Consider the following 25,733-nt stretch of genomic DNA (forward strand, 5'->3'; position numbering starts at 1 on the left):
TTCAGGCTTTGATTTACCCATCACAATACATAACAGCCACGATAAAGTAATAAGGTATAACAATGAGAAGGCTACCCATTTTCTTTGTTTTAGATTGTTCAGAATCCATGATCGGTGAAAACCTAAAAAAGATGAATGACGGTCTAACGACGATTATTAGCGACCTAAGGCGAGATCCGCACGCTCTTGAAACTGCTTGTATCTCTGTTATCGCTTTTGCTGGCGTTGCAAAAACGATTGTTCCACTCACTGAAGTCGTCTCTTTTTATCCTCCTCAACTTCCTTTAGGAGGAGGCACTTCATTAGGCAGCGCATTACGAGAACTTTCTCACCAAATCGACACTCAAGTAAGAAAAACCACACTTGAGCAAAAAGGCGATTGGAAACCTGTCGTTTACCTTTTAACTGACGGCAGACCGACTGATGATTGCGCGCAAGAGATCAAACGCTGGAAAGCTCACTACGCCAACAAAGTTAACTTAATTGCGATTGGATTAGGCTTAAGCGCAGACTTACATGTACTGTCGCAATTAACTGAAAATGTGCTGTTATTTACCGAAGCACAAGAAGGTGATTTTACTCGTTTCATTAAATGGATAACGATGTCAGTGGTTTCTCATAGCCGAAGTGTTGGCGAAGAGGCACCACCACTTTTAAGTCAAACAGAGCATATTGTTCGTCTTGCAAAAGATGATGTTGCTCGTGCCTATGATGAATCTTGTGTCACTTTCGTCGGGCGTTGTAGCCACACTCGTTCACCTTATTTAATGAAATATGAACGTCCACCAATGAAAGCTTCAGGGCTTGATTTTAACCTCAATCTTAATGGCTTTAATTTAACAGGTTGCTACACCTTAAATGAAGATTACTTTGCATGGAGTGATCTCAGCGCCACGGCATATCAAGTTAACACCAGCGAACTTCATGGTACACCCGGTTGCCCTTATTGCGGCAATGCGACTGCTTTTGCCGTTTGCCAATGTGGTAAATTACTCTGTGTAAATGGCCCTGAAACCGTTATTTGTCCTTGGTGTGATAACAACATCACCTTTGGAGATAACAGCAACCAATCTGACTTTGATGTCACACGAGGTAAAGGCTAATGGATAAAAAAGCCCTACTCAGAAAACTGATTATTGATGACACGCTGACACAACATCGCATTCCTGTACATGAGGAGCTTGTTATTGCGCTGTATGAAGATATGGAAATCGCTCAACACATTGATTTTATTATCGATAAAATTAACGCTAAAACGGCAGAAAAAATCACACCACAAGACAAGACACAACCTATTCTTCTGTTATTACCACCCGCTCGTAATTTAGCCGGTGAAGAAACATCATTAACAGAAGATAGCTCATTAAAGCCTGGTCAAATTCCAACGCACTCGTCGCCAATGCCAACAGAAAAACCGATTATTCATCGCCCTACGGCAAAAATTACCCTTTCTAATGCCAAAGTAGGTACAGCGTTCAATTCTACGCTCAGTATCGAGCTAAATACCCTCGAAATTGCCGAAATTGATGCGGTTGATATTCCTGAAGGGCTTGGAATAACCTTTGAGCATGAAAATCGCTGCTTAGTGGGTATGCCAACAAACAGTGGCAATTTCACATTGATTGTCCATTGGTCTGTTAATGCCGTTTGCTATCACGATGAAGTCTTATTAATCATCAATCCTGATCCGCGTAGCTTATGGCAAATCAATGAACCTCCCGCGGATAGCTCTTATCCCAAAGCCCATATAGATAGCAAACTTATTCTTGAAGAAGATATTCGAATTGCGGCAGCAAGCCGTCGTGGGCGTTCTCATGAACATGCAGGCACATTCCGTGATGATGATTTTTATATTCACCACGATAATCACAGCCAATGGAATATTTTAATTGTTGCTGATGGTGCAGGCAGCGCTCGCTATTCTCGCGAAGGCTCTCGCATTGCTATCAATACTGTAAGCCATTATTTAAAATCACAATTAAGCGTGAAAAATGATGCATTTAAACCCCATCTTGAAGCCATTCATCAATGGAATGACGCCAACGCCATTAATCAAGTGGGTAGCTTCTTTGCTCAACTCTTTCGTAATGCGGCACAATTAGCGGTTAACAACCTTAAAAACGAAGCTATACATATTAATGAGCCTGTAAAATCTTTTTCTACTACGTTATTAGCTACGGTTTCTTTACGTATCAATGATGAGTTATTTGCCGCCTCCTTTTGGATGGGAGATGGTGCGATTGCCGCTTATGGCCCTGCCGGAAAAGTGCGCATTTTAGGTATTCCTGATAGTGGTGAATATGCAGGACAAACCCGTTTTCTTGATGATAGTGCGCTCAACGATGCGGAATTTAATCGACGAATTATTATTGGTAAATGGAAAGAAATTTCACATCTTATTTTAATGACAGATGGGGTGTCCGATCCGGTATTTGAAACCGATAATGGCTTACAAGATCCCAATAAATGGGCTGCACTCATTGATGAAATATCGCCTTGTTTAGCCTCTCCTGAAAATGCAAATAACGCATTGGCTGAATGGCTGAATTTCTTTTCAGCAGGCAATCACGATGACCGCACTCTGGTTGTGGCTTGGTAATCATAAAAGAGAGAATGGGTGAATTTCATGGCAGAGATCATTACCTGTACAACGCAAAGTGGAAAAACAGTTCAGTACGTCAATGAGATCATTGGCTCTGGCTCTATGAAAGATGTCTATTTTTCCCCTGACCGAACCTACGTTGTCGCCTTCTATAAAACAAAACAGAATGCACAAGCCAAAGATAGAATCGATATGATAACAGGCTCTTATCGACATAATATCTTTGAACAAAGTGGTGGAGAATATTGGAAAAACCTCTTTTGCTGGCCAACAGATGTTGTCGAACATCAAGGCAAAATTGGTATTGTTGTTCCAACTTATCAATCCCACTTTTTCTTTAAATATGGCTCTAAAAACAATGACTTTCTTGCGATAAAAGGTCGAGAAAAAGAAGGTAAATGGTTTGCAAGTGCCAATAACCAAAATAAATTTCTCGATCCTCGTGAAAGAGGCAATCTATTAAATTATCTGAAAGTCTGTTTATTGCTCTCTCGTGCCGTACGTCGAATGCATGCAGCAGGCTTATGCCACAGTGATTTAAGCTATAAAAACGTCCTTATCGATCCTGAACAAGGTCATGCCTGTGTTATTGATATTGACGGTTTAGTGGTTCCAGGGAAATACCCCCCGGATGTAGTGGGAACGCCTGATTTTATTGCACCTGAAGTGGTAAAAACCGGCCATTTACCGAAAGAAGATCCTAACCGTATCTTGCCAAGCATCACGACAGATAGACACGCACTTGCGGTATTAATCTATATGTATCTGTTTTATCGACACCCATTACGGGGCGGTAAAATTCACGATCTTGACGATGAAATGCGCGATGAAACACTCTCTATGGGTGAAAAAGCGTTGTTTATTGAGCACCCAACTGATCGTAGTAATGCCGTAAAACTTAATCAGGTAAAACCGTCATCACTACCTTGGGCTGATCCTGAAAAAATCCCATACACAATTATGGGGCCGTACTTAACGCCTCTTTTTGAAAAAGCTTTTATTACAGGATTACACGATCCTTCACAACGCCCAACCGCAGATGAATGGGAAACGGCTTTAGTCAAAACGGTAGATTTAGTTCAGCCTTGTCAAAATAAAGATTGCGAACAACAATGGTATGTTTTTTCAGGCAAAACACAGCCTGTTTGCCCCTATTGTCACACGCCTTATAAAGGTCAATTGCCGATTTTAAATCTCTACTCTTCGCGCAAGGCAGGTAGCTTTAGACCTGACGATCACCGCTTAATGGTTTGGAGTAATCAATCACTCTTTCCTTGGCATGTTAATCGCCTTATTGCGCCCAATGAACGTACCACTGATGAACAAAAAAAACGTGTCGGTTATTTTGTTTATCACAACTCAACATGGTGGCTGGTTAATGAGCGTATTGAGGGATTGATGGTATTGCCAGAAAAAAAACAGATAGCCATTGGCGATAAAATTGCCCTAACTGATGGATTACAATTTGTGTTATCAACAGAAGAAGGCGGACGACTGGTTGTGGTGCAATTAGTCTCAAATTAATAATAACGAGAGAATAATCCGTTTAGTTTATCGTGGGTTATTCTCTTTGCTATAAGCTATTTTTAAATCAACGTTTAAATTCCATGGTTAAATTTAAATCTTTTGTCGGTTTTCCTGACTCATAACGCCATTTTTCCATAGCTCGAATAGTCGATAAACCAAAAACCTCCACTAAAGGGGAATCTAACATCCTAATATTTTGCACATATCCATTTTCATCAATATCAAATTTAATATTTAACGTTCCCTCAATGCCTTGAGAATACGCTTTTGCAGGATAATCAGGAAATACTCGTAATAAATTCTTAGGGCGATTTTTAACCGTAAGATTTGACTCATTTATTTCACTCTGAGTTATTTTCTCTGGTTCATCGGCTAATTTTGCTTTCAATAATTGCACATCCGACTGTGTTGATTGAATAGCACATCCATTTAATAAAATGGTGCTGCAAAGTAAACTTAAAATAGCTAATTTTATTTTCATTTTTCTTTTCTGAAATAAGATTAAATATAAAGATACAATAACATATCTCATTATCATTTCTATTCTCAATGAAATATTTAGTTAAGAAAAACTGTGCAATTAATCATATTTCAGCCGTTCTATTTAAATCAAAGTTAAATCACATATTCACGTCACACCCTCACTATTTAACACTAACGTTCAATATTGGATATCAAGATCCCAGTTTATTACGCCCCGATATTTACAATACCGCACAGTGATAATTGGAGGGGCTAATGAAAACTAAAAATAAAATCAATGTACTAAAACTTATTTCGCCAGAAATGCAGCAAGTTATGCAATTTTATGCAGATAATCCGCAACCTGCACCGGAAAGTAATGACTACCCTTCTATGCGCCTTGCTTATAATCAAGACCGACGTTATTGGAATGCAGATGCACCCGAAATGTTTAGCATTCAAGATATTTCCGTTAGTACCTCTTATGGCGATGTACTCACACGCCTTTATCAACCCACAGAAAAAACACCCGCAACACTCTATTATCTTCATGGCGGGGGCTTTATTTTAGGGAATTTAGATACCCACGATCGTATTATGCGGTTACTCGCGTCTTATACAGGTTGTGCGGTGATTGGTATTGATTACTCACTCTCACCAGAAGCACATTATCCACAAGCGATTGATGAATCAGCGCAAGTCTGCCAATTTTATTATCAACATGCTGACCATTACGGCATTAACACTCAATACATTGGTTTTGCGGGCGATTCTGCGGGTGCCATGTTATCGCTTGCTACTGTGCTGTGGTTACGCGACAAACAAATCCACTGTGGCAAGGTAAGTGCAGCTTTATTATGGTATGGATTATACGGTTTACGTGATTCCACCAGCCGCCGACTTTATGGTGGTGAATGGGATGGGTTGCGCCAGCAAGATCTCGAAGAATATGATAATGCCTATTTAACCGCATTAGGAAATCGTAATGCGCCTTATTATTGCTTATTTAATAACGATTTAACGCAAGATATTCCCCCTTGCTTTATCGCCAGCGCGCAATACGATCCACTTATTGATGACAGCGTGACACTATTTAAAACCTTAGAAGCCCATCAATTAGCTTGTGAATATAAAATGTATCCCGGCACATTACATGCTTTTTTACACTACTCACGTATGATGAAAGTGGCTGATGACGCCATTCGAGATGGCGCTCATTATTTTGTAAAACAGCTAGCTTTGTAAAACAGCTAGCTTTGTAAAACAACTGACTTTATAGAACAGCCATCGCTTTAAAACTCAAGATTTCGAATAAAACGATAATCCGCAGACGCCTTTTTAAGTCGATACAAACTCGCTGGGCGTCCTCTTTCTGCCCGTTTTTCTCCAGTATCAATCAATAAATCTGCTTGTTCGATGCGTCGTCTAAAGGATTTTTTCTGGATTTCTTTACCAATCAAAATTTCATGAACATGTTGCAATTCTGGCAAGGTAAAGACTTCTGGCAATGCAAATCCGGGAACAATCGAATAAAGTGATTTTTGCTTTAATCGCTCTCTCGCTTGTGTAATTAATTCATGGTGATCAAACGCTAAGCTTTGTTGTGCAATCTCATTGATAGGACACCATATTACCGAATCCACGCTATCAATATGTGCTTCACACACTTGATGCGCAATCAACGCGGTATAACAAACCGTCACCGACCAACCTCTTGCGTCACGCTGGTTATTTCCCACTGAACAGAGTTGCTCAATATAAGGGGGGATCACACCTGTTTTCTCTTTTAATTTTCTTAGCACAGTATCTTCAAGGCAGTTGTCCTGCACTTCATCGACAAATCCACCGGGTAAACCCCATTTCCCTTTTTCAGGATGCTCCGCTCTTTTTACTAACAATACTTTTAACTGCTCTTCATGATAAGTAAACAGTACCGCATCAACCGTAATCAATGGAGATAGGAAATCACGGCGGTTATAACTGGCTAAAAAATCTTGTTCATTCATGGCGTAAGTTTGATTAGAAAACGATAAAGCTATTTTAAGCCTAAACAGCAAAAAATCAAATTTTGTCATAAAGACACTAAATCGGTTGACAAGAATAGTGTCGATAGGACACAATCCAATTGTTGTCATAAAGACACTAACTGGGGAAAGACTATGTTTAACTTAAATTACTTTAAAGCAGACTCATCAACATTCATTATTAAATCGGTAAATGGCAAAATTCGCCAGCAAGGTAAAGGCTTGAGTTTTTGGTATAACTCCGCCACAACCTCTATTGCGGCACTACCTTTAAACGCCCAAGAAGCGCCGTTTATTTTCAACTTCCAAACCTCGGACTTTCAGGGTTTACGCATTCAAGGGCAAATTTCATTTCAGGTCAAAATGCCTGAAAAAGCCGCTGAAGTACTCAACTTTAACTTGAGTAAAAACGGCAAATCTTATGCCTCTGAAGATCCGCTAAAACTCAGTGATCGTGTTGTGCGTATTGCACAAACCTTAATTCAAGCAAAGATCCAAAGTACACCTCTTAGAGAAGCGTTATTACTTAGTCAATCATTAGTCACTTTGGTGATGGAACAATTAATTGAACACCCATCATTAGAAGCATTAGGTATTGCAATTTTAGATGTCTCTATTGCGGCAATCACGCCATCACCAGAAACCTTAAAAGCACTCGAAGCCGAAGCGAGAGAATCCTTACTAAAAGAAGCTGATGATGCCATTTATGCACGTCGTAAATTCTCAGTAGAACAAGAGCGCACCATTAAAGAGGCTGAATTAGAAACCGATTTATCTGTTCAACGTAAACGTCAAGAAATCGAAGAAGCACGCTTAGAAAATGAACGTACATTATTGCGTGAACAAGCAGAGATTGAAAAAGAGCGCCTTGAAGCGAAGGTTAATGCAGAAGCGAAACGCAAAGAACTGGTGGCGTTAAGTGCTGAAAATCAGCGAACACAATCAGAAGCCGATGCTTATGCTATTGAAGCGACTATGCGTGCTTATCGTGAATTGCCAGTTGAAAACCTAAAAGCCATGGCACTCGCGAAAATGGACTCACAACAATTAATGGCAATGGCATTTGAAACCTTAGCGCTGAATTCAGGAAAAATCGGCGAATTGAATATCACCCCTGATTTATTTAGCCAATTTATGAAAAAAGGGAGTAAATAATGCAACGTAACGAAGATTTTCGTTTTGTGCTGGTGATGAGAAAAAGCCGTTTACAGGAATTAATTGAACGCTTTAATACTTGGTCACAAGCCAAATTCTATTTAGAACACAACAATGTTGAGGTAACGGATTACCTCAACGAACACAATTTATATCAAAAGCAACTAACAGAAGCTGAACTGATTTTAAAATCATTAGGACGTTTTCAACTTTTAGAAAGAAGTTTACTACCTAGTTATCAATTTTCATCCCACGATATTGTGGTCGTAATCGGTCAAGATGGGCTGGTCGCCAATACGCTGAAATACCTTAATGGACAGCCTATTATTGCCATCAATCCTGATCCATCACGATGGGATGGTAAATTATTACCGTTCGAAATTGGACAATTAAAAGAGACGGTAATTAATACCATTAATCAAAAAATGCCGTTTAAATCTGTGACCTTTGCGCAAGCAACAACCAATGATGGTCAATCACTGTTAGCCGTTAATGATTTATTTATTGGCCCCAAAAGCCACACGTCTGCACACTATATTTTACAATGGAACGGTGCTGAAGAAGTACAATCCTCATCAGGGATTATTGTGTCTACGGGGCTTGGCTCGACAGGATGGTTTCAATCTATTCTTGCGGGGGCGATGGCAATTACAGGGGAAGCGTCACATCCCCTGTTACAAGGATTTAGCTGGGGTGACAAAAAGCTGCAATTTAGTGTGAGAGAACCGTTTCCAAGTCGAACAACTGGTGTAGCTATGACCTTTGGGACAATAGAGCCTGATTCACCGTTACAATTAGGATCTTTGATGCCCGAAAATGGCGTGATTTTCTCTGATGGCATCGAAGATGACTATTTACAATTTAATGCAGGTTGCATTGCTCATATTGGTATCGCTGACATACAAGGGCAATTAATTAGTCAAAAAGGACGTCAGCGTATTTAATAGCCTGATAGATAACTTTATCAGGCTTAATTTTAGTTCAATCAATTAACTAGCTGAATACACTATAATATATTTATTTGCGGTTTAGCGGCAGCAATCATAAACATTGGCGTCGAGCGATAAAGTACTTTACGTTTTTCATCATACACTTGCTCATTAATATTGGTTAAACAAGTCAATGCTGAATAACCGAGAGTAACTAGCGTATCAAGATCCCATTGTGGCCTAATTTTTTGACACATTGGCATACTTTTGCGGTAATCGAGCATTGCATCGCTATAACCTGCTGGCTTTTCATTAAACAGTTCCGTATATGCTGCAATATCTTCACTATTTTTCTGGTTTAAAGCGTCATCAAATAAATAACGATTCCAGTTAGCATCAAAAATCAGCGTTCTTGCTCCTGGTTTTAAAACACGTAGCCACTCTTTATAACCCTGTTTTGCATCTAATAACGTCCATGCCACATTACGGCTAATCACCAAATCAAAGTGGTCATCAGGAAAAGGCAAACAATGGCTATCACCTTGCATGACTTCCACATCAACTTGGTAGGCTTCAAAGTTTTTCTTCGCAACATCAACCATTGCTTCAGTGCAATCTATTGCTGTCACTTTATGCCCTGCTTTCGCCATAATGATAGAGAAAAAGCCGGGGCCAGTTCCCACATCCAGTACCTTTAATTTGCCTTGCTGACCACAATATTCATGAATAATATTCAACCACGCTTCTCGCTGAAAACCGTTTAACTCGAGTTGGATCAAATTACTGTAATTTTCAGCACCTTCAGTCCAATTTTTTAATAATTTATCTTTTGAGTCCTGCATAACAAAACCTATCAGTATGTAAACTAAAATAAATAAACAAAATCACGGCGCTGCAAGATCTTCTAAAGATAACCAAGAGCGCCGTAGAGACTATTTTTCAGATGCATGAGGTACAGTGAGCTTTTCCCATGCAACAGGTGCGTAGTTATTTACACCAACTTCAAAATTAGCCACCTTCTTAGGATTAATAGCAAAGTTGGTGACAGGATGATAAACCGGTGCGGTGATCGCCTCTTCACTAATAAAGGTCATAATGCCGTCATAACCTTTTTGGCGATCTTCTTCGTTTAATGTTGCTAAGGTTTTATAAATCATCGCAGAGAGATTTTCGTCATACCATGCTTTAGCTTGCTGATTATTGGCTTGGATATCGTAGATCTCTAGCATAGAGCTATGAGGCATCCATGAATCTGATGCCGTGCGCATTAAAGCCATATCAAAATCTTTTGATTCTAAAGTGGATTGGGTATAACCATTACGATCGAGTATTTTTAAATTAACTTGTATATCCGTTTGCGCTAATTCTGCTTGAATAAATTCAGCAAGGGTTTTCCATTCAGGGAACTCATCTGTTGTTAACAAGAAAGAAAAAGCTAAAGGCTTACCTTCTTTTTCAAAAATACCTTGAGCATTTTTGCTATATCCAGCTTCAATTAATAATGCCTGCGCTTTATCTTTATCACCCGCTAAGGTGTAGTTATTTTTTGCATTAGCATAAGGCACACCGGACTGATACATTCCGGTCGCTTCTTTACCAATATGATTAAAGAGATCTTCCGCAATACTTTTTTTATCAATGGCGTAATTAATCGCTTGGCGAATACGCTTGTCTTGTAGCTCAGGTGTACGTTGGTTAAAAGCAATAAAGTGAGAACTTAAGGTATCAGCAGTAAATGTTTCAAATTGCTTATCTTGTTCTAATTCCTGAATATTTCCCATTGGAATTTTACCAATCAGATCACCGCCAATAATATCTACCTCACCACTTTGTAAGGCAAAAACACGCGCCTGACCGTCTGGAACAACTTTAAAGATAATACGATCTAACTTTGGCTTTTCACCCCAATAGTAAGGATTTGGTACTAGCGTAAAGCTTTTATCTTTTTCATAGCTTTCTAACATCCAAGGTCCTGTTCCAACCGGCTTAGTAAAGGTTTTACCGTCTTCACCTAACGAAGCGGGGCTTAAAAAGCGCACAGGTCGAGGATAGGTCATTTCCATTAAAATAGGATAAGAAGGATTTTTGTAAGTAATACGCACCGTATGTTTATCAATGGCTTCCATTGAATCCACTAAGGTAGCGGTAATTTGGCTATAACGAGGATTATTCACCCAACGTTTTAAATTAAAAATAACCGCATCTGCATCAAACGGAGTACCATCTGAAAACTTCACATTTTCGCGCAGTTTAAAAGTATAGGTTTTACCGTCTTTTGAAATATCCCAACTGGTTGCTAATGTTGGAATAATCTTACCTTCACCGCCATCTTCTGTTAAACCGTCATAAATCATCTTAAAGACAAAATGTGGACCGTTATAACTGGCAGCATCAAGCATATTCATCGCACCATCGCGATAAATTGCAACGACAACTTCTTTTTTCTGTTCAACTTGAGTGGTGTTTTCTGTTGGTTTCTCATCATTACAGCCCGTTAATACGGTTATTGAAAGAAAACCAACCAATAAAGTTCGATGTATTAATTGTTTAAACATATTCTTTTCTCTTTCCATCTTATTGTTATCAATGCATTATTTTATGGCATGCAACCCAGTGGTCAGATGCAATTTCTATCAAAGGCGGGTTTTGTTGCTTACAGATATCTTGTCGATTTAAACAACGGTGGTAATAAGGGCATCCTGTGAGTACTTTAGATGCATCGGTGTAGATCTGTTGTTTAAAAGGCGTGCGTTGTGTGGGATGCGTTGGCAATACGGCAGATAATAAAGCCTGACTATATGGATGCTGAACACGGTTATCCATTTTAGGAATAACTTCAACAATATGACCAAGATACATCACAATAATACGGTCACTCACAAAGTTCACCGCAGAAATATCATGAGAAATAAACAGATAGGTCAGTTGTAATGTCTTTTTAAGTGTATTTATTAACGTGAGAATTTGCTGTTTTAACGCAAAATCAATACTCGATACAATTTCATCACACACCACAAATTCAGGTTCCAGCACTAACGCTCTTGCAATACCAATACGTTGTTTTTGCCCACCTGAAAGCGCATCAGAATGCCTTGATAAAAAAGTGCTATCTAAGCCGACTAATTCTAATATTTTACCGATAAGTTGCTGCCGTGCTTGGCGAGTCATATTTTTATAATTAATAAGTGGCTCAGCAATAATTTGTTCTACGGTAAAATAAGGATTAAACGAATCGGCACTAGCTTGAAAGATCATCTGCATATTTTGACGAACTTGGCGCATCTGTTTAAAACTAAAATGCGTGATCTCTTGCTTTGAAAAGGTAATAACACCGTCATCACTTTGTTCTAATTTTAGTAATAATTTGCCAAGTGTGGTTTTTCCACATCCAGATTCCCCCACAACACCGAGTGTTTCTCCTCGATAAATACAAAATGAGGCATTGGCAACAGCACAGGTTGCGACACCATTTTTTTTATAATATTTGGAAAGGTTTTTTACTTCGACTAATGGCATCTTATTCCCCCTGCTTTATTGTTGAAAATAAGCGCTGGGTATATTCATGCTGAGGATTATCAAAAAGTAGAGTCGCACTTCCTGAGCTCACAATATCACCTTGATACATCACATAAACGTTATCCGCCATTTGCGCCACAATACCCAGATCATGAGTGATCAGCAAAATAGCGATCCCTAATGATTTCAAGCGATCAATTTCATATAAAATAGCGGCTTGCGTAGTGAGATCTAAAGAAGCCGTTGGCTCATCGGCAATGATAACTTGGGCTTCAGATAACAATCCCATTCCCACCATAATGCGCTGACACATACCGCCACTTAATTCAAATGGGTATTTATTTAGCAACTCATCTGCATGGCTTAACCCAAGGCGAGATAAAATATCTTTATATCGCTGTCGCTTTTCTGTTTTTGATTTCTTACGCCATAAAGGAGGTAGCGATTCAGCAAAATGCTTTTCTATTTTAATCGTAGGATTTAAGGCACTTCTTGGCTCTTGGAAAATCATGGCAATCTTCTGCCCACGAATATTTCGCCACTGTCTTTCGCTTTTATTTGAAATCACTTCACCTGATAACGTTATTTCACCCGAAATAACCTTTCCAGGTTTATCAATTAAATTCATTAAAGAGAGTGCCGTTGCTGATTTACCACTTCCTGAGCCACCGATTAATGCGGTTATTTTTCCAGCATAAAGTTCAAGGTTGATATTATTGACCGCGACAAATTCACTCTTTTGTTGTTGAAAAACAGTCGTCAATCCTTTAACGGATAAAACAGGTTTAGAGCGCATCTAAATTTCCTCCTGTTTTTTCAAATCTAAGGCTTTCGCATTATTTTGTAAGACATCATTTAACCCTTCACCAATCATATTTAACGCCCAAACGGACAACATAATGGCGAGAGCAGGATAGATAATCATCATCGGATATTGCGTCATATATTGCCGGCTATCACTTAACATCACTCCCCAATCTGCAATCGGTGGTTGTGATCCCAAACCGATAAATGAGAATGCTGCAACGTGTGTGATCACCGCTGCAATACGCAATGTGGCGAGAACAATAATGGATGACATGGCATTAGGAATAATGTGATGAAATATGATACGACGATGAGGCGAACCAACAGATATCGCTGCTTGAATAAAATCTTTCTCTTTTAAAGCGATGACAGAGCCACGAATAATACGAGCAAAAGGCGCCCACCAAAGCGTAATAAATACCAATAAAATAGTCATTAAACTGGGACCGGTGATCCCTATCGCAGCCAATGCCAATAAACTGGATGGAAATGTTGATGCAATATCAACAAGACGCATAATCACGTTATCGGTTTTGCCGCCGACATATCCCGCTAAAATTCCCAATGGAATACCAATACTAAGCATTAATGCGGTGGCAAGTACTGCTGTCGAAAGGCTAGTTCGAATACCATAAATTAAGCGAGAAAAGACACAACGCCCCAACTGATCGGTTCCTAATGGATAATCAAAGCTAGCACTCATCAGTTTTAATTTAACGTTAGTCAAATAAGGATCATGAGGTGCTAAATAAGGCGCAAAAATACCCAAAATAACTAAAAAAAGAATGATCAAAACGCCAGTCATCGCTAAACGTTGTTGTAAAAATCGCTGAAAAAAATTCAGTTGCATCGTTATCACTCCATCATTATTTTTGGATCGATAAACACATACAACACGTCTATCAAGAGATTAATAACAATGTAGGTCACCGCTACAACAACGATATATCCCTGAATAACAGGTAAATCTTTAAGGCGAATACTGTCTACGGCAAATTTACCAATACCATTCCATGAAAAAATAGTTTCACAAGCGAATTGCCCACCTAACAACTTACCAAAATTCACGCCAATTAAAGTTATACAAGGTAAGACCGCATTTTTTAAACCATGGCGAAAAAGTGCCGCTGTTTTACCTAAACCTCTTGCTCTAGCCGCTCGAATATAATCGGTATAACTCACTTCGATTAAATTATTACGTAAAATACGGGTATACATAGCGGCATAACCGGCACTCAGTGTTAAAGCAGGTAAGAGAATATTTTGCATACTGTCGCCAGCAATCACTGGCGCAAGGTGTAATTGGATTGCAAAGATATATAGTAGTAATAATCCGAGACAAAAGTCAGGTAAGGTTGCTGCAACTGTGGTTAAGAACCGAATACCATGATCAATCGGCGTATCTTTAAAACGCACAGAAACTAACGCGATAGGGACACATAAAATGATGGCAAATAATGTGGAAACCAACGCTAATTTTAACGTTGCTGGAAATCTATCCATAATTTCTTGGCTGACAGGTAAACCGGATTGAATCGATGTGCCAAAATCACCTTGTAAGGTGTGTGCCAACCAACTTAAGTACTGAATATACAGAGGTCTATCTAATCCAAGCTCTGTTCGCACCGCGGCAATACTGTCCGGTGTTGGAATAATTCCCTTGCTACGTAAGGTAATTTCAGCAATATCACCTGCTGAAATATGGCTTAATATAAATGCCAATATACTGACAATAATAAGCATAGGAACAACTTGGATAAGTCGTTTAAAAATAAAGCGTTTAAAGTTCATTTTGATGATTTATTATAATGATAAATTTAGCGTCTAGTCACTTAAAGCCAAATTATAGAGATTAATCTTTAATGAACTATTGATATAACACGTTATTTATTCAATTTATTTAGCTAAATAAAAAATAACTTTTTTATTTTGCATATATTCTAAAGATAACCATTTATATTTTTTAAATAGTTATAAACAAAATTATATTTGGAATTTTAGAAATAATAACACTTTATTTAGATTTTATTTATACACTTTAAAATCAATAAGTTAAGGTGATTAAATAAGATAAAAGAAGATAAAATAAGAAATGCAACGCGTTTAATAAAAATAAAATGAATATTTACTTTATTTAGCATCAGCATAATCTTTCAAAAAATAGAACAACCTCGTGGAAAAGACACAAATGAATAAAAAGCAGAAGTAAAAAGTAAAAAGTAAAAAGTAAAAAGTAAAACACATTACCAAGACTTATTAATAAACAGAAATGCTTCCTAAATAAGAACTTCCCACTTCACATCGCGTATTATTAAATACCGTAATAAAATCTGTATTAATACAATGATTTTCAAAATCTGCCTTTGCTATTTCTTGATTATATTGATGGTGCAATAAAGAAAAAATTGATTTTATTTCTGACACATTCCTCATACAAATATCTGAAGAAAAAAGTTGAAGATCAAGACAAGCATCCATGTTTGCTTGATCTTCGATTGCCGTTATTAACATCCGCTGTTCCAACGCTATATTGTCTCGATGCCATCCTTGAGCAATCCAACCCAAACTAAACGCCAGTAGTGCAATCCATGCATATAACGCTTGTGTGTTGAACATGACCTAACTCCCTAGTCATTCGAGACAAAATTTATTTCATCGACTTTTTATTATAAAAATCAGCTTTTAACACTTTTCGCTTAAGCGCGATGCGAAATCCTTTCACTCGCCCCCTCAACTACTGAAAAGTATTTTTACATACTTCCTTGTTAACTTGTAATAGACATCCTTGTCTATTATTTTCTACTTACACTGAAAACCAACACAAACAATAAACAATAAATTCAATATGTTGTTTATCTCCGTATGATTTAACGTGGAGCCATTATCTACAAAGTTTGTATTTCAGGCTAGTAAGTTTGTTCGGTTAACCTCGGTTATGCGTGCTTATCCGACAATAACCGAATTAACTCGCCCATTCAAAACAATTTAACTTGTTTTATTGTCTTTTAATCACGTTAAAACAATTATTTACATCAAAAAACAATAATAATACTGGTTATAATACAAATTTAAGCTAATATAGAAGACATAATAGAACTGATAATAAAGAGAAACATAACATGCGTGTCCTTACTATTTATTGTCCTGAATGTGGCGAAAAAGCGCTTATAAAAAAAAGTAATCGTAAACACAAAGAGTTATCGGATCTCTATTGTGCTTGTCGTGATCCTGAATGCGGGCATACCTTTGTTTTAAACCTCACGTTTAGTCACACCCTTATGCCAAGTGCAAAAAACAAAGATACGTTGTTATTAGATGTGATCAAAAATCTTTCTCCAGAACAACGAGAGAAAGCACTTACTCTTTTACAAAGCATGTAGCCATCTCGAACAGATACTCTTTTTTTCATTTATTTTTATGATCTTGCTCTCATTCTGGCAGGTTATTTGACTAACCTATTCTTATAGAAAGATAAATGATGTAGATTCATTTTTAAGCTAAATAAAAATAATTCTTATGTTTTAAATAAAACAAACACCTCTATTGATGCCGTGTTTGCCAATCCTTTAATAAATAATTTGTCAGCCCCCCAAACCAGAAACCTAATTTATGGTTTGAAGACTAAACACAAATTTCAAATGGAGCATTTAAGATGAAAAAGCTGATTAATCGAGTTGATGATGTGTTATCTGAACAACTACAAGGCTTTGCAAAAGCCCATCCTGAAATCAAACTTCATCCCTCCTCTTTTTATGTCACACGCAAAGATGCTCCAGTAAAAGGTAAAGTGGCTCTGTTGTCTGGCGGTGGTAGCGGGCATGAACCCATGCATGCAGGTTTTGTTGGTAAAGGAATGCTTGATGGTGCATGCCCCGGTGAAATATTTACGTCACCAACACCTGATAAAATGTATGACTGCGCCAAAGAGATTGATAGCGGTGAAGGCGTTTTAATGATCGTGAAAAACTACACCGGTGATGTGCTTAACTTTGAAACAGCGACAGAGCTGCTTCATGACGATGGTGTAAAAATCGCAACGGTATTAGTTGATGATGATGTGGCGGTAAAAGATAGCTTATATACCGCAGGACGCCGTGGTGTTGCCAATACCGTTTTAATCGAAAAACTGCTGGGTGCGGCGGCTGAAAGGGGTGACTCTCTTGATGAACTGGTTAAATTAGGTCATCACATTAATAACAATGGTTTTTCTATCGGTATTGCCTTGGAAGCCTGTACCGTTCCAGCCGCAGGAAAACCTTCTTTTACTTTACCTGAAAATGAAATGGAGTTTGGTGTCGGTATTCACGGTGAACCAGGTATTGACCGTCGTAAATTTACGTCCCTCAACGATACTGTTGATGCTATGTTTAATACCTTAATTGAGAATGGTCACTATCAACGAGTGATCCGCAATTGGGATCGTGAAAACGGCAGTTGGATTGATGAGGCTCAGGAAAAACAGCCGTTAAAATCTGGCGACCACGTCATTGTTTTAGTTAATAACCTTGGTGCCACACCACAATCTGAACTTTATGGTGTTTATAACCGTTTAACTCAATGCTGTGAAAAATTTGGCTTAACCATCGAACGTTCTTTAATTGGTTCTTATTGCACTTCGCTCGATATGACAGGGATCTCAATAACGTTATTAAAAGTTGATAACGAATTACTTACCTTGTGGGATGCCCCTGTAAATACGCCAGCAATGGTGAAATAAGTCTTTAATAACAAGAAAAGGAACAAAAAAATGGCTTTAACTCGTGCTCAAATTATTCTTTGGTTACAACAATGTGCGCTACTGTTTGAACAAAATAGTGATTATTTAACGGATTTAGATCGTGAAATTGGTGATGCTGACCACGGTTTAAATATGAACCGTGGCTTTAGAAAAGTGCAGGAAAAACTCCCTGAATTTGAAGGGCAAGATATCGGCACTATCCTCAAAACCACAGGCATGACATTGCTCTCAAATATTGGCGGAGCAAGTGGTCCCCTATTTGGCACCTTCTTTATTCGTGCAGCCAAACCTACTGCTTCATTGCAAAGCCTAGAACTTAATCAACTTGTTGAAATGGTAACAGAAGGTGTAGAAGGCATTGTAAGCCGAGGAAAAGCAGAGCCAAATGACAAAACCATGTGTGATGTTTGGTGGCCAGTGGTTGAGTCATTAAAACACGCGAATGAACAAAACCTTTCTCTCAAAGAAGCTATCGCTCAAGCACAAGTTGTCGCTGAAAAAGCGGCTGAAAATACCATTGCGATGCAAGCACGAAAAGGACGAGCAAGCTACTTAGGTGAGCGCAGTATCGGGCATAAAGATCCCGGCAGTGCTTCGGTGGTACTGATGATACAAGCCCTTGCAAATAGCATTAATGCATAACTGACCAAACAACCAATATAAGCAACCAATAAAGGTCTACCATGATAAATATTGTTATTGTTTCTCATAGTAAACATCTCGCTGATGGTGTGGCAGAACTTGCCAGTCAGATGCTTAATCCGGCTCATTGCCAACTTGCAGTTGCCGCAGGTATCAACGATGAAGAACATGCGATTGGTACTGATGCCGTTAAAATTATGACGGCGATAGAATCGCTTTCACAAGCACAATCCATTGTTGTGATGATGGATTTAGGCAGTGCTATCTTAAGTGCAGAAACGGCAATTGAGTTACTTGATCCAGAACTAGCTGAGAAAGTCACTCTTTGCTCAGCACCCTTAGTTGAAGGCACTCTTGCAGCCGTTGTAGCGGCATCTTCTGGGGCATCACTAGAAAAAGTGATTGAAGAAGCTTCAAATTCTTTATATCCAAAGAAAATCCAACTTGGTGAAAATTTCGTTCAACCTAAAAGTGATATTAATGCCCCCGTCAAAATTCACGGTAAAGAGGCGAGTTGGGTAGTTCGTAATCCTCATGGTTTACACGTAAGACCCGCGGCAACCTTAGTTGAGGTGCTTTCTTCTTTTCAGGCTGATTATCAATTAGTTAAAGGGGATAGACGTATTAATCCTCTCAGTTTAAATCAGCTTTCATTAATACAAATTCGTCAAGGCGATGAAATAACGCTAATTGCCTCTGGTGAACAAGAAGATGAAGCGATTGCGGCTTTTCTTGAACTTGCCCAAAATGGCTTTGGTGAGGAGCTATCTTCTGATCCTAATACCATAACATTAAAAGGTCTTTTGGCCCCTGTATCTCAAATTAAAGCACCCGCTTTTGTTTGGCATGAAATAGAGCTATCACCCGCTGAAAATTTATCAGAGCCGATTGATATGGATGTTCAAATTGGCAAATTTAATTTTGCAATAAAGAGTACGTTAAAAGCACTAAAACAAAGTGCCAATAAAGCTAGCCAAAAATTAGGTGAGCATATTGGTGCTATTTTTAACGGTCATATCATGATGTTAGATGATGATGAGTTAATAACAAGCGTGATTGATCGCATCAGAGCAGAGAAGATCAGCGCCCAGCAAAGTTGGTCGGATGAAATGCAAGAAAGAGCGCAGGTGTATTGCGCACTCACCGATCCTTATTTACGCGCGCGTGAACTTGATCTTCGTGATCTACGTAATCAAGTACTTTATCATTTACAAGATAAAACTCGCCCAAGCTTTACCCCTTCACAACCCGCTATTTTGGTCGCAAAAGAGCTTTTTCCTTCCACATTAATTCAATTAGTTGATAGTCAATTGGTCGGTATTGCTTTAGCAAACGGTGATAGTCGCTCTCACAGCGCCATTATCGCGGCTGAAATGCGCTTACCTATGTTAGTCAATTTAGGATCTACGCTATTAAAAGTCACTGACTCCCAAAAGTTAAAATTAGATACGAATAAGGGCGAATTAGTTATTGAACCGGTAATGCTATAAACCTCTTTTCAAATTAACCGCATAAAAAAAACCCGCACAATAATGTGCGGGTAAGTCAACGAAAAACGCTATCAATCTAGGTCATTATTGACTCTTCTAATTTTATTAAGGTATTGATAATACCAATGTCGTAGTACCACTAAAGTTACCTAATGACGGAGTGCCATTAGCTTGAAGTTTTGATAATACTCTCACATAGGTGTATTCATTCTTGATTGCGTTAACTTGTGTACCAATTGATGCAGGTGAACCATTTAACGTTAAAAAAGAACGGATGCTGCCATCTGGTTTTAAGTTTAAATAATGATCTTCCATCGAACTGGTAATTTTTACTGGCATAGTTTCATTACAAGTGAGCGCAAATTGTTCTTCCACCTCATTACCATTAACTTGTGTCACATCAAGTACACCATGTGAAATAGTAAGATTATTAGAAATAAATGCACACTTACCTTCAGGCGGTGGAGCAATACCACATACACCACCCGGTACCATTCTTCCGCTTCCTCCCGTTGGGCTACTCGTCATAAAAAAAGCAATACATTCATCAACAGTAACAGATCCAGCATGGGTACTATAATTCACATAAGGGAAAGTCAGCCCGCATTGGTTAACAGCCACATCGCGTATTTCAGCCATAGAGCTTAAATGCTGTAAATCGACATCGCACCGCCATCTTGCCCGATGCTCAGTACCCGTTCCTCCCTTATTAGGTTTTGAGTGGAAGTGATTTAATTGAATATAACACCGACCACTCAAACCTAAACTTTTACAAGGGTTTGGCGTAAATCCTATTTCTGTCCAATATTCCAATACATAGTCGTAACGAATATTCCCTTTAATTTCTGGAGAGGGACCGGATTTAGTAATATAAGTAAAATAACCCGCTTGTACGCTAAATAGTGAAAAACTGCATAGTACAATTAATAACTTTAAAATTTGCTGTATTTTTTTCATTATCTTTTACTCATATTTCAAAGAAAACACGGCAGTAGCAGAAAAATGCCCCGGTTTAATTGACTTGTCTGCGATCGCTTTTGCTGTCGCTTGCAAATAAGCAATAAAATTAAGCTCAAAAATGCCATTATTAGGAATATTATATAAACCCGTGTAATCCCCTAATTTAATAGGGATACCCTCTTTAGTCGTAATTTTTATTCCTAAATCAGGATTATTAGCGCTATCGTCTAATGCTAATAATCCGGCAAGTTCATTATGCGTTGCCCCTTCAAATTTTATTTTCACTTGCTTGGCAATAGAAATATCGCACTCTGATAAAATAATTTTGAAATCCTTTTTCTCGAATTCAAAATAACTTTTATAAATATCATCCAAGCGAATTTCATCGAATACCACATCAACCTGAGAGTGCTCAGGTAAAACTTTGCAAGGTGCAATAATTAATGAACCAAAAATATTAAGGTTTTCAGCCGCAAAGACAGAAGATGAAAATAATAAACAACTACCAATAATACAACTAGATAACATTGATTTATTCATTATTGGTACTCCACAAACAAGGTGCCACCCGCGGTAAAATTACCTGGTGCCAGTTCACTATTTTCTTTTTTCACCAATACGGCCCAAATTTTTTCAGGGTTATTCAAATTAACCGAATATTTTTTATTTAAATCAATAATGGAATCACCAATCATAAATTTTACGGTTAATTCATTAATATTGGTTCTCAGCCCATTAGGATCGAAGCTACTTTTATTACCATCAATCGATAAATACATATTCCAGTTATTTAAATTTTCTTCACAAGTAATTTGGTAATTAATTTCTCTTTTTTGGTCATAGCCTTTAATCGTTTTTATCGCCACAGGACCAAAGTTCACCTCAATCATATTGCCGTCATTTACTTTGCAAGGAGGTGGCGTTAATAAATTACCTTTAATCAGTACTTGTGTTTCATTATCTTTTGCCAAACTGGGTGAAGAAAATACAGAAAATAAAAATAACATAATGAGGAATGGATAATAACGCATGTTGTTTATTCCTCTGTTAGTTGTAATAAACCTGCATAGTTGCAGTTGCAGTAAAGGAGCCGGTTGGTAGTGTGGCGCCACTTTTTTTCACCAGTACCGCATAAAGCTCTGGTCGAGTTTGATAGTTAAACTTAAACGGTTCTGTCATATAAACATTGGTATCAGCGGTTTTAAATAACACGCCTAAATCTGTCACGCTTGTTTTTAAATAACGCGTATCAAATCCAGCACCGTCGCCTGTAAATTTCAATGACATACTTGGATCACCCGTTGTTTTACAATCCAAGGTGTAATCCATTTTTTGTTTATAATTTTCGTTTTCTATTCTTGTGGTCATCACATCATTAAAATTCACTTCGATAGGTTTACCATCGTTAACCTTACAAGGACGTGACTCCACACTCCCGCTCACTGTCAATCTTAAAAAACCAGAAACAGCCCATACAGAAGGAGCGAGAAAACTCATACAAAGAAAAAGTATTACACCTCGGAATATAAGCATAATATTACGCCTTCTTATCTTTGATATTTGCTGAACAAATATCTCCGCGACACTGGAATGTTAATTCAACTAATCCACCGAAATCATTGAGGTATTCAATGGAGGGTGCCGCACCTAAATCACCCACTTTTGCCCCTAATGGACGTTGACCAAACGGCTCAATCATCACGGCTTCAAAACCATTAACCTCCGTATTATTTTTTCTCACTTTGGTGATAGTCAGATAATAAGGTGAAGGGTTTTTTACATTGTAATGACTCCCCTGTTTTTCAATCACAATGTCTTTTTCCATTGGATTAGCCTCTAAACGGCTAGGTGCAACAATGCTTTTTGGTCGATAAAACACTTTAATTTTTGTCTGCAATGCAATTTGCAACACATTGGGAGAATCACTACGAGGAGGAATTTCACGAACATTAAGGTAATAAATACTTTCTCTGTCTGTAGGCAACATATTGGTTGCTGGTAATGCCTGAATTTTAATTTGGCTTTTGTTACCCGCTTCTATACGTTGAACTGGCGGTGTTACCACAAAAGGAGAATTAATTTTTTCATCTTTGCTATTCTCAAGCCAAGATTGTGCTAAATAAGGTTTAGATTCATTTTCATTTTCTAAAACCATACTGACTGAGCGCTCACCTTCATTATATAAAACACGCGTTCTATCTAAGGCGATAGCGGAATAAGCGGATTGAGAAAAAAGGCAAAGTGTAACGATAGCGCTTAATGTTCTTATGTTGATATATTTCATTTCATTCACCGTTGACTTAAATTTAATTACTTACAAGGAAGCAACAACATGTTGCTTAAATTATTTTCTAGCACCTGAGGTAATTGGAATTGGCAAGTTTCACCATTCCAAACAAGATCTAAAGTTTCACCCGCTTTTACACCGGATAAATAAACAAAACCGTCATCTGAAATAATGCCAACTTCTAATTTATCTTTGTTATAAACACTGGCACCAAAAGGAGGATGTTTCTTATCAGCCATCGTGATCACTGCTAATACTTTCTCACCTTCAATCACATGGAATTTACGATAACCAATCGCCCCTTCGGTTAAGGTGGCATATTGTGACGATTGAACGGCATCCGCTTTTTCCGGAAGATTATTAATATCGATGGTGATATTGCTACGAGAGTAGTTTTGCACCCCCATTAAAACCGCTTTGCCATGTCGGTTGGTTTCAATTGGTGTTAAACCTGTTTTAATCGGAATATCTTGAACATTATTGGTATCAACCAATATGCGTGAATTTCCCATTGAAGTGACTCGGTGGAATGCGCCACCTTCTGGAGTAAGTGTTATTCCCCCCATTAATTGCATCGATAATGCACTTTGGTTATTTTGGGTATAAGTTCCACTTGTCGTCAGTTTTGTTAAATTACCGTCATAATTATAGAAACCTGAAAGATTAACTTTATCGCTATCCCAAGTACCCGCAGATAAGTTATAGGTACTTCTTTCATTCAGCCGCTCATAATAGTTAACGGTATTGCTAGTATTATGACGATTAAACGATCCCGAATAACTAATATTGGCGTCATTACGCTCTAGCGGTACACCCAATGACACATAAACACCTTCATCATTGTTATGGCTTGATTCCACTTTATAAGCAGATAAGTTAATAGATAGATTTTTAAAACTAGCCCAATCAAAATAGCTGGAAACCGTAAAACTGTAGTTATCAGTTGAAGGTCGATTCCAATAGGTTTGGCGAGAATAGTTTAAATACGTATTGATATTGTAATCAGGGAAAGCCGTACCAAAGATGGCTGTATAAAGCTCTTTACCACTGTCGATATGAAGCCCACGATAACGACCATCTAAAAACTGAGTCATACTTAAATAGTCACGTTGAGAGAAGCGATATCCCGCAAAGGTAATCTGACTATTTATTTCATCGAATTGCTTTGAATAAGTAACGTTATAAGACGTTCCTGATAGCGTTTTATCATCAAAGTTACTGCCCATCTCAGCGCGTGAAGCAGAAATATTAAAGGAAAGCACTCCAAATGGAGCTAAGTCTTGCCCTAAACCTAACGCAATATTTTGATATTCTGTTGAGGCTAATAACCCGCCATAAATTGTGGTGTTATTCGCAGCCCCCCATGAGAAAGAGCCTAATGAAAATGCAGGGCCTTCAGTGTCATGTTCATTTTTAGTTGGCTTACCCATGACCAACTTATATAAAAACTGCCCCGGTCTTGTTAGTGTTCCTAAACGTGACGTTTCTACTTTAAATGTTTGAACAGAACCATCTTGCTCTTCAATAGCAACATCTAAAGTACCGCCCCCAAATGTATTGACGTCTTGAATTCGAAATGGTCCAGGGCTGACTTCATTTTGATAAACAATACGGCCATCTTGACGCACAATAACCGTGGCATTAGTTCTTGCAACCCCTGCGATTTCAGGCGCATAACCCTGTAAACGCGGTGGGATCATTGCGTTATCACTCTCTAATGAAGCACCAAGATAACGGAAGCTATCAAAAAGCTCTGATGAGAGATATTGTTCACCTAACGTTAATTTTGCACCTAAAGAGCGAATGGCACGAAAAAGATAAAGCTGGTTCCAACGCCATGATTTATCGCTGCTATTTAAATTACCGCCTGAGGCTTGCCAATCTGAACGAAAACGCCAAGCCCCCATATTAATGCCCATTACACCATTAATATTGGTTCCGGTTTCAGTTCCTTTGCCGTTGTTTTCATATCGAATAAGGCGATTACTCATATTGTAATCAAGAAAGAACCCTGCAATACCATCATCCCAACGTGACGGGGGGTCCCAACTAGGATCTTGATATTCCATAAAGGCCTGAGGAATACTAACATTTAAAATACCGGTGTAGAGATCACCCACAGCATTCATATTTGGCACTGAACGAAAATCAAGGCACTGGGTATTATTTGTTGTTAACCAGGTGACTTTTTTTTCCCATTCAGATTTTAAGCCTAAAAGGGGATAAACCTCTGGGGTGATACAAGGAATAGATAATTCTGCGTTGTAATCTGGGGCAAAAAATAAAGTAGGTTCTTCATTTCTTACTCTTTGTTTATTAACGTCGGTCGCCAGTAAATGAGTGCCCGGCTGAATATAGTTTGCGTAAGAGAATTTAGTAAAATCGGTATTTTCAATACCCTTATCTGTTAAGAAATCGGTATTAAAATCGACGGCTTCTTCTGCAAAAACAGGCAACGAAAAAGGAACAAAGAATAAAAGCATTACTTTTGTGATCGTATTTATTTTCATGCTTTTCATTTTGCTATGCCATCCTCAGCATTATTAACAGAAGATAATCTTAATGAGATGCATGGCGTCTAGACGCCACACATC

The 25,733-nt window shown here is 38.3% G+C and carries 25 protein-coding genes; 10 read left to right on the plus strand and 15 right to left on the minus strand.

The genetic code is table 11. The annotated features are described in order from the left end of the window. The first annotated feature begins 62 nt into the window (after positions 1-62). Genes BTA34_RS13830 through BTA34_RS13840 form a run of 3 tightly spaced genes read left to right on the plus strand, consistent with a single transcriptional unit; the run spans position 63 to position 4,126 of the window. Positions 63-1,103, plus strand: a complete 1,041-nt coding sequence (locus BTA34_RS13830) for a TerY-C metal binding domain-containing protein (RefSeq protein ID WP_151436061.1) — start codon at positions 63-65, stop codon at positions 1,101-1,103. After that, positions 1,103-2,599, plus strand: a complete 1,497-nt coding sequence (locus BTA34_RS13835) for a PP2C family serine/threonine-protein phosphatase (RefSeq protein ID WP_151436062.1) — start codon at positions 1,103-1,105, stop codon at positions 2,597-2,599. Before BTA34_RS13830 ends, BTA34_RS13835 begins: the two co-directional genes overlap by 1 nt. Positions 2,600-2,626: 27 nt before the next feature. Then, positions 2,627-4,126, plus strand: coding sequence for a helix-hairpin-helix domain-containing protein (locus BTA34_RS13840; protein ID WP_151436063.1), 1,500 nt, complete (start codon positions 2,627-2,629; stop codon positions 4,124-4,126). Positions 4,127-4,193: 67 nt separating this feature from the next. On the opposite strand, the gene BTA34_RS13845 is transcribed toward BTA34_RS13840, so the two are convergent. Beyond that, complete coding sequence (locus BTA34_RS13845) at positions 4,194-4,610, minus strand: TonB family protein (protein WP_265576093.1); 417 nt, start codon at positions 4,608-4,610, stop codon at positions 4,194-4,196. 257 nt (positions 4,611-4,867) lie between these two features. Here BTA34_RS13845 and aes point away from each other — a divergent pair, with 257 nt between their 5' ends. Next, positions 4,868-5,836 carry an acetyl esterase gene (gene aes / locus BTA34_RS13850; RefSeq protein WP_151436065.1) on the plus strand — a complete coding sequence of 323 codons (969 nt, stop codon included), beginning with the start codon at positions 4,868-4,870 and terminating at the stop codon, positions 5,834-5,836. A 47-nt stretch (positions 5,837-5,883) separates the two neighbouring features. Here aes and BTA34_RS13855 read toward each other — a convergent pair whose 3' ends face one another. Continuing rightward, positions 5,884-6,597, minus strand: a complete 714-nt coding sequence (locus BTA34_RS13855; RefSeq protein ID WP_151436779.1) for an NUDIX hydrolase — start codon at positions 6,595-6,597, stop codon at positions 5,884-5,886. A 153-nt stretch (positions 6,598-6,750) separates the two neighbouring features. Here BTA34_RS13855 and BTA34_RS13860 point away from each other — a divergent pair, with 153 nt between their 5' ends. Further along, positions 6,751-7,770: an SPFH domain-containing protein gene (locus tag BTA34_RS13860; RefSeq protein WP_151436066.1), complete on the plus strand. Its 1,020-nt coding sequence runs from the start codon at positions 6,751-6,753 to the stop codon at positions 7,768-7,770. Further along, positions 7,770-8,714 (plus strand): sugar kinase, encoded by a 945-nt coding sequence (locus BTA34_RS13865; protein ID WP_151436067.1) that lies wholly within the window; start codon positions 7,770-7,772, stop codon positions 8,712-8,714. The genes BTA34_RS13860 and BTA34_RS13865 overlap by 1 nt, the downstream gene beginning before the upstream one ends. 62 nt (positions 8,715-8,776) lie before the next feature. Here the strand turns inward: BTA34_RS13865 and BTA34_RS13870 are convergent, their stop codons facing one another. The 7 genes from BTA34_RS13870 to BTA34_RS13900 all read right to left on the minus strand — a co-directional run bounded on the left by BTA34_RS13870 (position 8,777) and on the right by BTA34_RS13900 (position 15,638). After that, positions 8,777-9,541, minus strand: coding sequence for a class I SAM-dependent methyltransferase (locus BTA34_RS13870; protein WP_151436068.1), 765 nt, complete (start codon positions 9,539-9,541; stop codon positions 8,777-8,779). Positions 9,542-9,631: 90 nt separating this feature from the next. Next, on the minus strand, positions 9,632-11,254 hold the full coding sequence (locus BTA34_RS13875) for an ABC transporter substrate-binding protein (RefSeq protein ID WP_151436069.1): 1,623 nt from the start codon (positions 11,252-11,254) through the stop codon (positions 9,632-9,634). Between the two features lie 28 nt (positions 11,255-11,282). Next, positions 11,283-12,215, minus strand: coding sequence for an oligopeptide/dipeptide ABC transporter ATP-binding protein (locus tag BTA34_RS13880; protein ID WP_151436070.1), 933 nt, complete (start codon positions 12,213-12,215; stop codon positions 11,283-11,285). Between the two features lies 1 nt (position 12,216). Next, positions 12,217-13,011, minus strand: a complete 795-nt coding sequence (locus tag BTA34_RS13885; protein WP_151436071.1) for an ABC transporter ATP-binding protein — start codon at positions 13,009-13,011, stop codon at positions 12,217-12,219. Continuing rightward, positions 13,012-13,872: an ABC transporter permease gene (locus BTA34_RS13890; RefSeq protein WP_151436072.1), complete on the minus strand. Its 861-nt coding sequence runs from the start codon at positions 13,870-13,872 to the stop codon at positions 13,012-13,014. A 5-nt stretch (positions 13,873-13,877) separates the two neighbouring features. Continuing rightward, entirely contained in the window at positions 13,878-14,813 is a 936-nt protein-coding gene (locus BTA34_RS13895) for an ABC transporter permease (protein WP_088494600.1), read from the minus strand. Positions 14,814-15,278: 465 nt separating this feature from the next. Continuing rightward, positions 15,279-15,638 (minus strand): hypothetical protein, encoded by a 360-nt coding sequence (locus tag BTA34_RS13900; RefSeq protein ID WP_151436073.1) that lies wholly within the window; start codon positions 15,636-15,638, stop codon positions 15,279-15,281. 503 nt (positions 15,639-16,141) lie between these two features. Here BTA34_RS13900 and BTA34_RS13905 point away from each other — a divergent pair. The 4 genes from BTA34_RS13905 (at position 16,142) to dhaM (ending at position 19,892) form a co-directional block, all read left to right on the plus strand. Then, on the plus strand, positions 16,142-16,402 hold the full coding sequence (locus tag BTA34_RS13905) for an ogr/Delta-like zinc finger family protein (RefSeq protein ID WP_151436074.1): 261 nt from the start codon (positions 16,142-16,144) through the stop codon (positions 16,400-16,402). A 272-nt stretch (positions 16,403-16,674) separates the two neighbouring features. Next, entirely contained in the window at positions 16,675-17,739 is a 1,065-nt protein-coding gene (dhaK, locus tag BTA34_RS13910) for a dihydroxyacetone kinase subunit DhaK (protein WP_151436075.1), read from the plus strand. Between the two features lie 30 nt (positions 17,740-17,769). Then, positions 17,770-18,402, plus strand: a complete 633-nt coding sequence (gene dhaL / locus BTA34_RS13915; protein ID WP_151436076.1) for a dihydroxyacetone kinase subunit DhaL — start codon at positions 17,770-17,772, stop codon at positions 18,400-18,402. Positions 18,403-18,443: 41 nt separating this feature from the next. After that, positions 18,444-19,892 carry a dihydroxyacetone kinase phosphoryl donor subunit DhaM gene (dhaM, locus tag BTA34_RS13920; protein ID WP_151436077.1) on the plus strand — a complete coding sequence of 483 codons (1,449 nt, stop codon included), beginning with the start codon at positions 18,444-18,446 and terminating at the stop codon, positions 19,890-19,892. Between the two features lie 105 nt (positions 19,893-19,997). On the opposite strand, the gene BTA34_RS13925 is transcribed toward dhaM, so the two are convergent. From BTA34_RS13925 to BTA34_RS13950, 6 genes are read right to left on the minus strand one after another with little or no spacing between them, the layout of a single operon-like run. Beyond that, a complete protein-coding gene (locus BTA34_RS13925) occupies positions 19,998-20,849 on the minus strand; it encodes a hypothetical protein (RefSeq protein WP_151436078.1) in 852 nt (283 codons plus the stop codon). 6 nt (positions 20,850-20,855) lie between these two features. After that, on the minus strand, positions 20,856-21,392 hold the full coding sequence (locus BTA34_RS13930; protein WP_151436079.1) for a fimbrial protein: 537 nt from the start codon (positions 21,390-21,392) through the stop codon (positions 20,856-20,858). Further along, a complete protein-coding gene (locus BTA34_RS13935) occupies positions 21,392-21,883 on the minus strand; it encodes a fimbrial protein (RefSeq protein ID WP_151436080.1) in 492 nt (163 codons plus the stop codon). The genes BTA34_RS13930 and BTA34_RS13935 overlap by 1 nt, the downstream gene beginning before the upstream one ends. Before the next feature lie 16 nt (positions 21,884-21,899). Further along, positions 21,900-22,385 (minus strand): fimbrial protein, encoded by a 486-nt coding sequence (locus BTA34_RS13940; RefSeq protein WP_151436081.1) that lies wholly within the window; start codon positions 22,383-22,385, stop codon positions 21,900-21,902. Positions 22,386-22,389: 4 nt separating this feature from the next. Continuing rightward, positions 22,390-23,136, minus strand: coding sequence for a molecular chaperone (locus BTA34_RS13945; RefSeq protein ID WP_151436082.1), 747 nt, complete (start codon positions 23,134-23,136; stop codon positions 22,390-22,392). A 26-nt stretch (positions 23,137-23,162) separates the two neighbouring features. Further along, positions 23,163-25,658, minus strand: coding sequence for a fimbria/pilus outer membrane usher protein (locus BTA34_RS13950; RefSeq protein WP_151436083.1), 2,496 nt, complete (start codon positions 25,656-25,658; stop codon positions 23,163-23,165). Between the last annotated feature and the right edge of the window lie 75 nt (positions 25,659-25,733).

Source organism: Proteus sp. CD3, assembly GCF_008808075.1.
GTDB lineage: Bacteria > Pseudomonadota > Gammaproteobacteria > Enterobacterales > Enterobacteriaceae > Proteus > Proteus appendicitidis.

Bases quoted from the DNA above. Each gene is read 5' to 3' on its own strand.
- BTA34_RS13875 (WP_151436069.1), bottom strand. From the start codon at position 11,254: ATGTTTAAACAATTAATACATCGAACTTTATTGGTTGGTTTTCTTTCA.
- dhaM (WP_151436077.1), top strand. From the start codon at position 18,444: ATGATAAATATTGTTATTGTTTCTCATAGTAAACATCTCGCTGATGGT.
- BTA34_RS13905 (WP_151436074.1), top strand. From the start codon at position 16,142: ATGCGTGTCCTTACTATTTATTGTCCTGAATGTGGCGAAAAAGCGCTT.
- BTA34_RS13930 (WP_151436079.1), bottom strand. From the start codon at position 21,392: ATGAATAAATCAATGTTATCTAGTTGTATTATTGGTAGTTGTTTATTA.
- BTA34_RS13950 (WP_151436083.1), bottom strand. From the start codon at position 25,658: ATGAAAAGCATGAAAATAAATACGATCACAAAAGTAATGCTTTTATTC.
- BTA34_RS13885 (WP_151436071.1), bottom strand. From the start codon at position 13,011: ATGCGCTCTAAACCTGTTTTATCCGTTAAAGGATTGACGACTGTTTTT.
- BTA34_RS13945 (WP_151436082.1), bottom strand. From the start codon at position 23,136: ATGAAATATATCAACATAAGAACATTAAGCGCTATCGTTACACTTTGC.
- BTA34_RS13860 (WP_151436066.1), top strand. From the start codon at position 6,751: ATGTTTAACTTAAATTACTTTAAAGCAGACTCATCAACATTCATTATT.
- aes (WP_151436065.1), top strand. From the start codon at position 4,868: ATGAAAACTAAAAATAAAATCAATGTACTAAAACTTATTTCGCCAGAA.
- BTA34_RS13835 (WP_151436062.1), top strand. From the start codon at position 1,103: ATGGATAAAAAAGCCCTACTCAGAAAACTGATTATTGATGACACGCTG.
- BTA34_RS13900 (WP_151436073.1), bottom strand. From the start codon at position 15,638: ATGTTCAACACACAAGCGTTATATGCATGGATTGCACTACTGGCGTTT.
- BTA34_RS13865 (WP_151436067.1), top strand. From the start codon at position 7,770: ATGCAACGTAACGAAGATTTTCGTTTTGTGCTGGTGATGAGAAAAAGC.
- BTA34_RS13940 (WP_151436081.1), bottom strand. From the start codon at position 22,385: ATGCTTATATTCCGAGGTGTAATACTTTTTCTTTGTATGAGTTTTCTC.
- dhaK (WP_151436075.1), top strand. From the start codon at position 16,675: ATGAAAAAGCTGATTAATCGAGTTGATGATGTGTTATCTGAACAACTA.
- BTA34_RS13890 (WP_151436072.1), bottom strand. From the start codon at position 13,872: ATGCAACTGAATTTTTTTCAGCGATTTTTACAACAACGTTTAGCGATG.
- BTA34_RS13840 (WP_151436063.1), top strand. From the start codon at position 2,627: ATGGCAGAGATCATTACCTGTACAACGCAAAGTGGAAAAACAGTTCAG.
- BTA34_RS13870 (WP_151436068.1), bottom strand. From the start codon at position 9,541: ATGCAGGACTCAAAAGATAAATTATTAAAAAATTGGACTGAAGGTGCT.
- BTA34_RS13935 (WP_151436080.1), bottom strand. From the start codon at position 21,883: ATGCGTTATTATCCATTCCTCATTATGTTATTTTTATTTTCTGTATTT.
- BTA34_RS13880 (WP_151436070.1), bottom strand. From the start codon at position 12,215: ATGCCATTAGTCGAAGTAAAAAACCTTTCCAAATATTATAAAAAAAAT.
- dhaL (WP_151436076.1), top strand. From the start codon at position 17,770: ATGGCTTTAACTCGTGCTCAAATTATTCTTTGGTTACAACAATGTGCG.
- BTA34_RS13855 (WP_151436779.1), bottom strand. From the start codon at position 6,597: ATGAATGAACAAGATTTTTTAGCCAGTTATAACCGCCGTGATTTCCTA.
- BTA34_RS13925 (WP_151436078.1), bottom strand. From the start codon at position 20,849: ATGAAAAAAATACAGCAAATTTTAAAGTTATTAATTGTACTATGCAGT.
- BTA34_RS13895 (WP_088494600.1), bottom strand. From the start codon at position 14,813: ATGAACTTTAAACGCTTTATTTTTAAACGACTTATCCAAGTTGTTCCT.
- BTA34_RS13830 (WP_151436061.1), top strand. From the start codon at position 63: ATGAGAAGGCTACCCATTTTCTTTGTTTTAGATTGTTCAGAATCCATG.
- BTA34_RS13845 (WP_265576093.1), bottom strand. From the start codon at position 4,610: ATGAAAATAAAATTAGCTATTTTAAGTTTACTTTGCAGCACCATTTTA.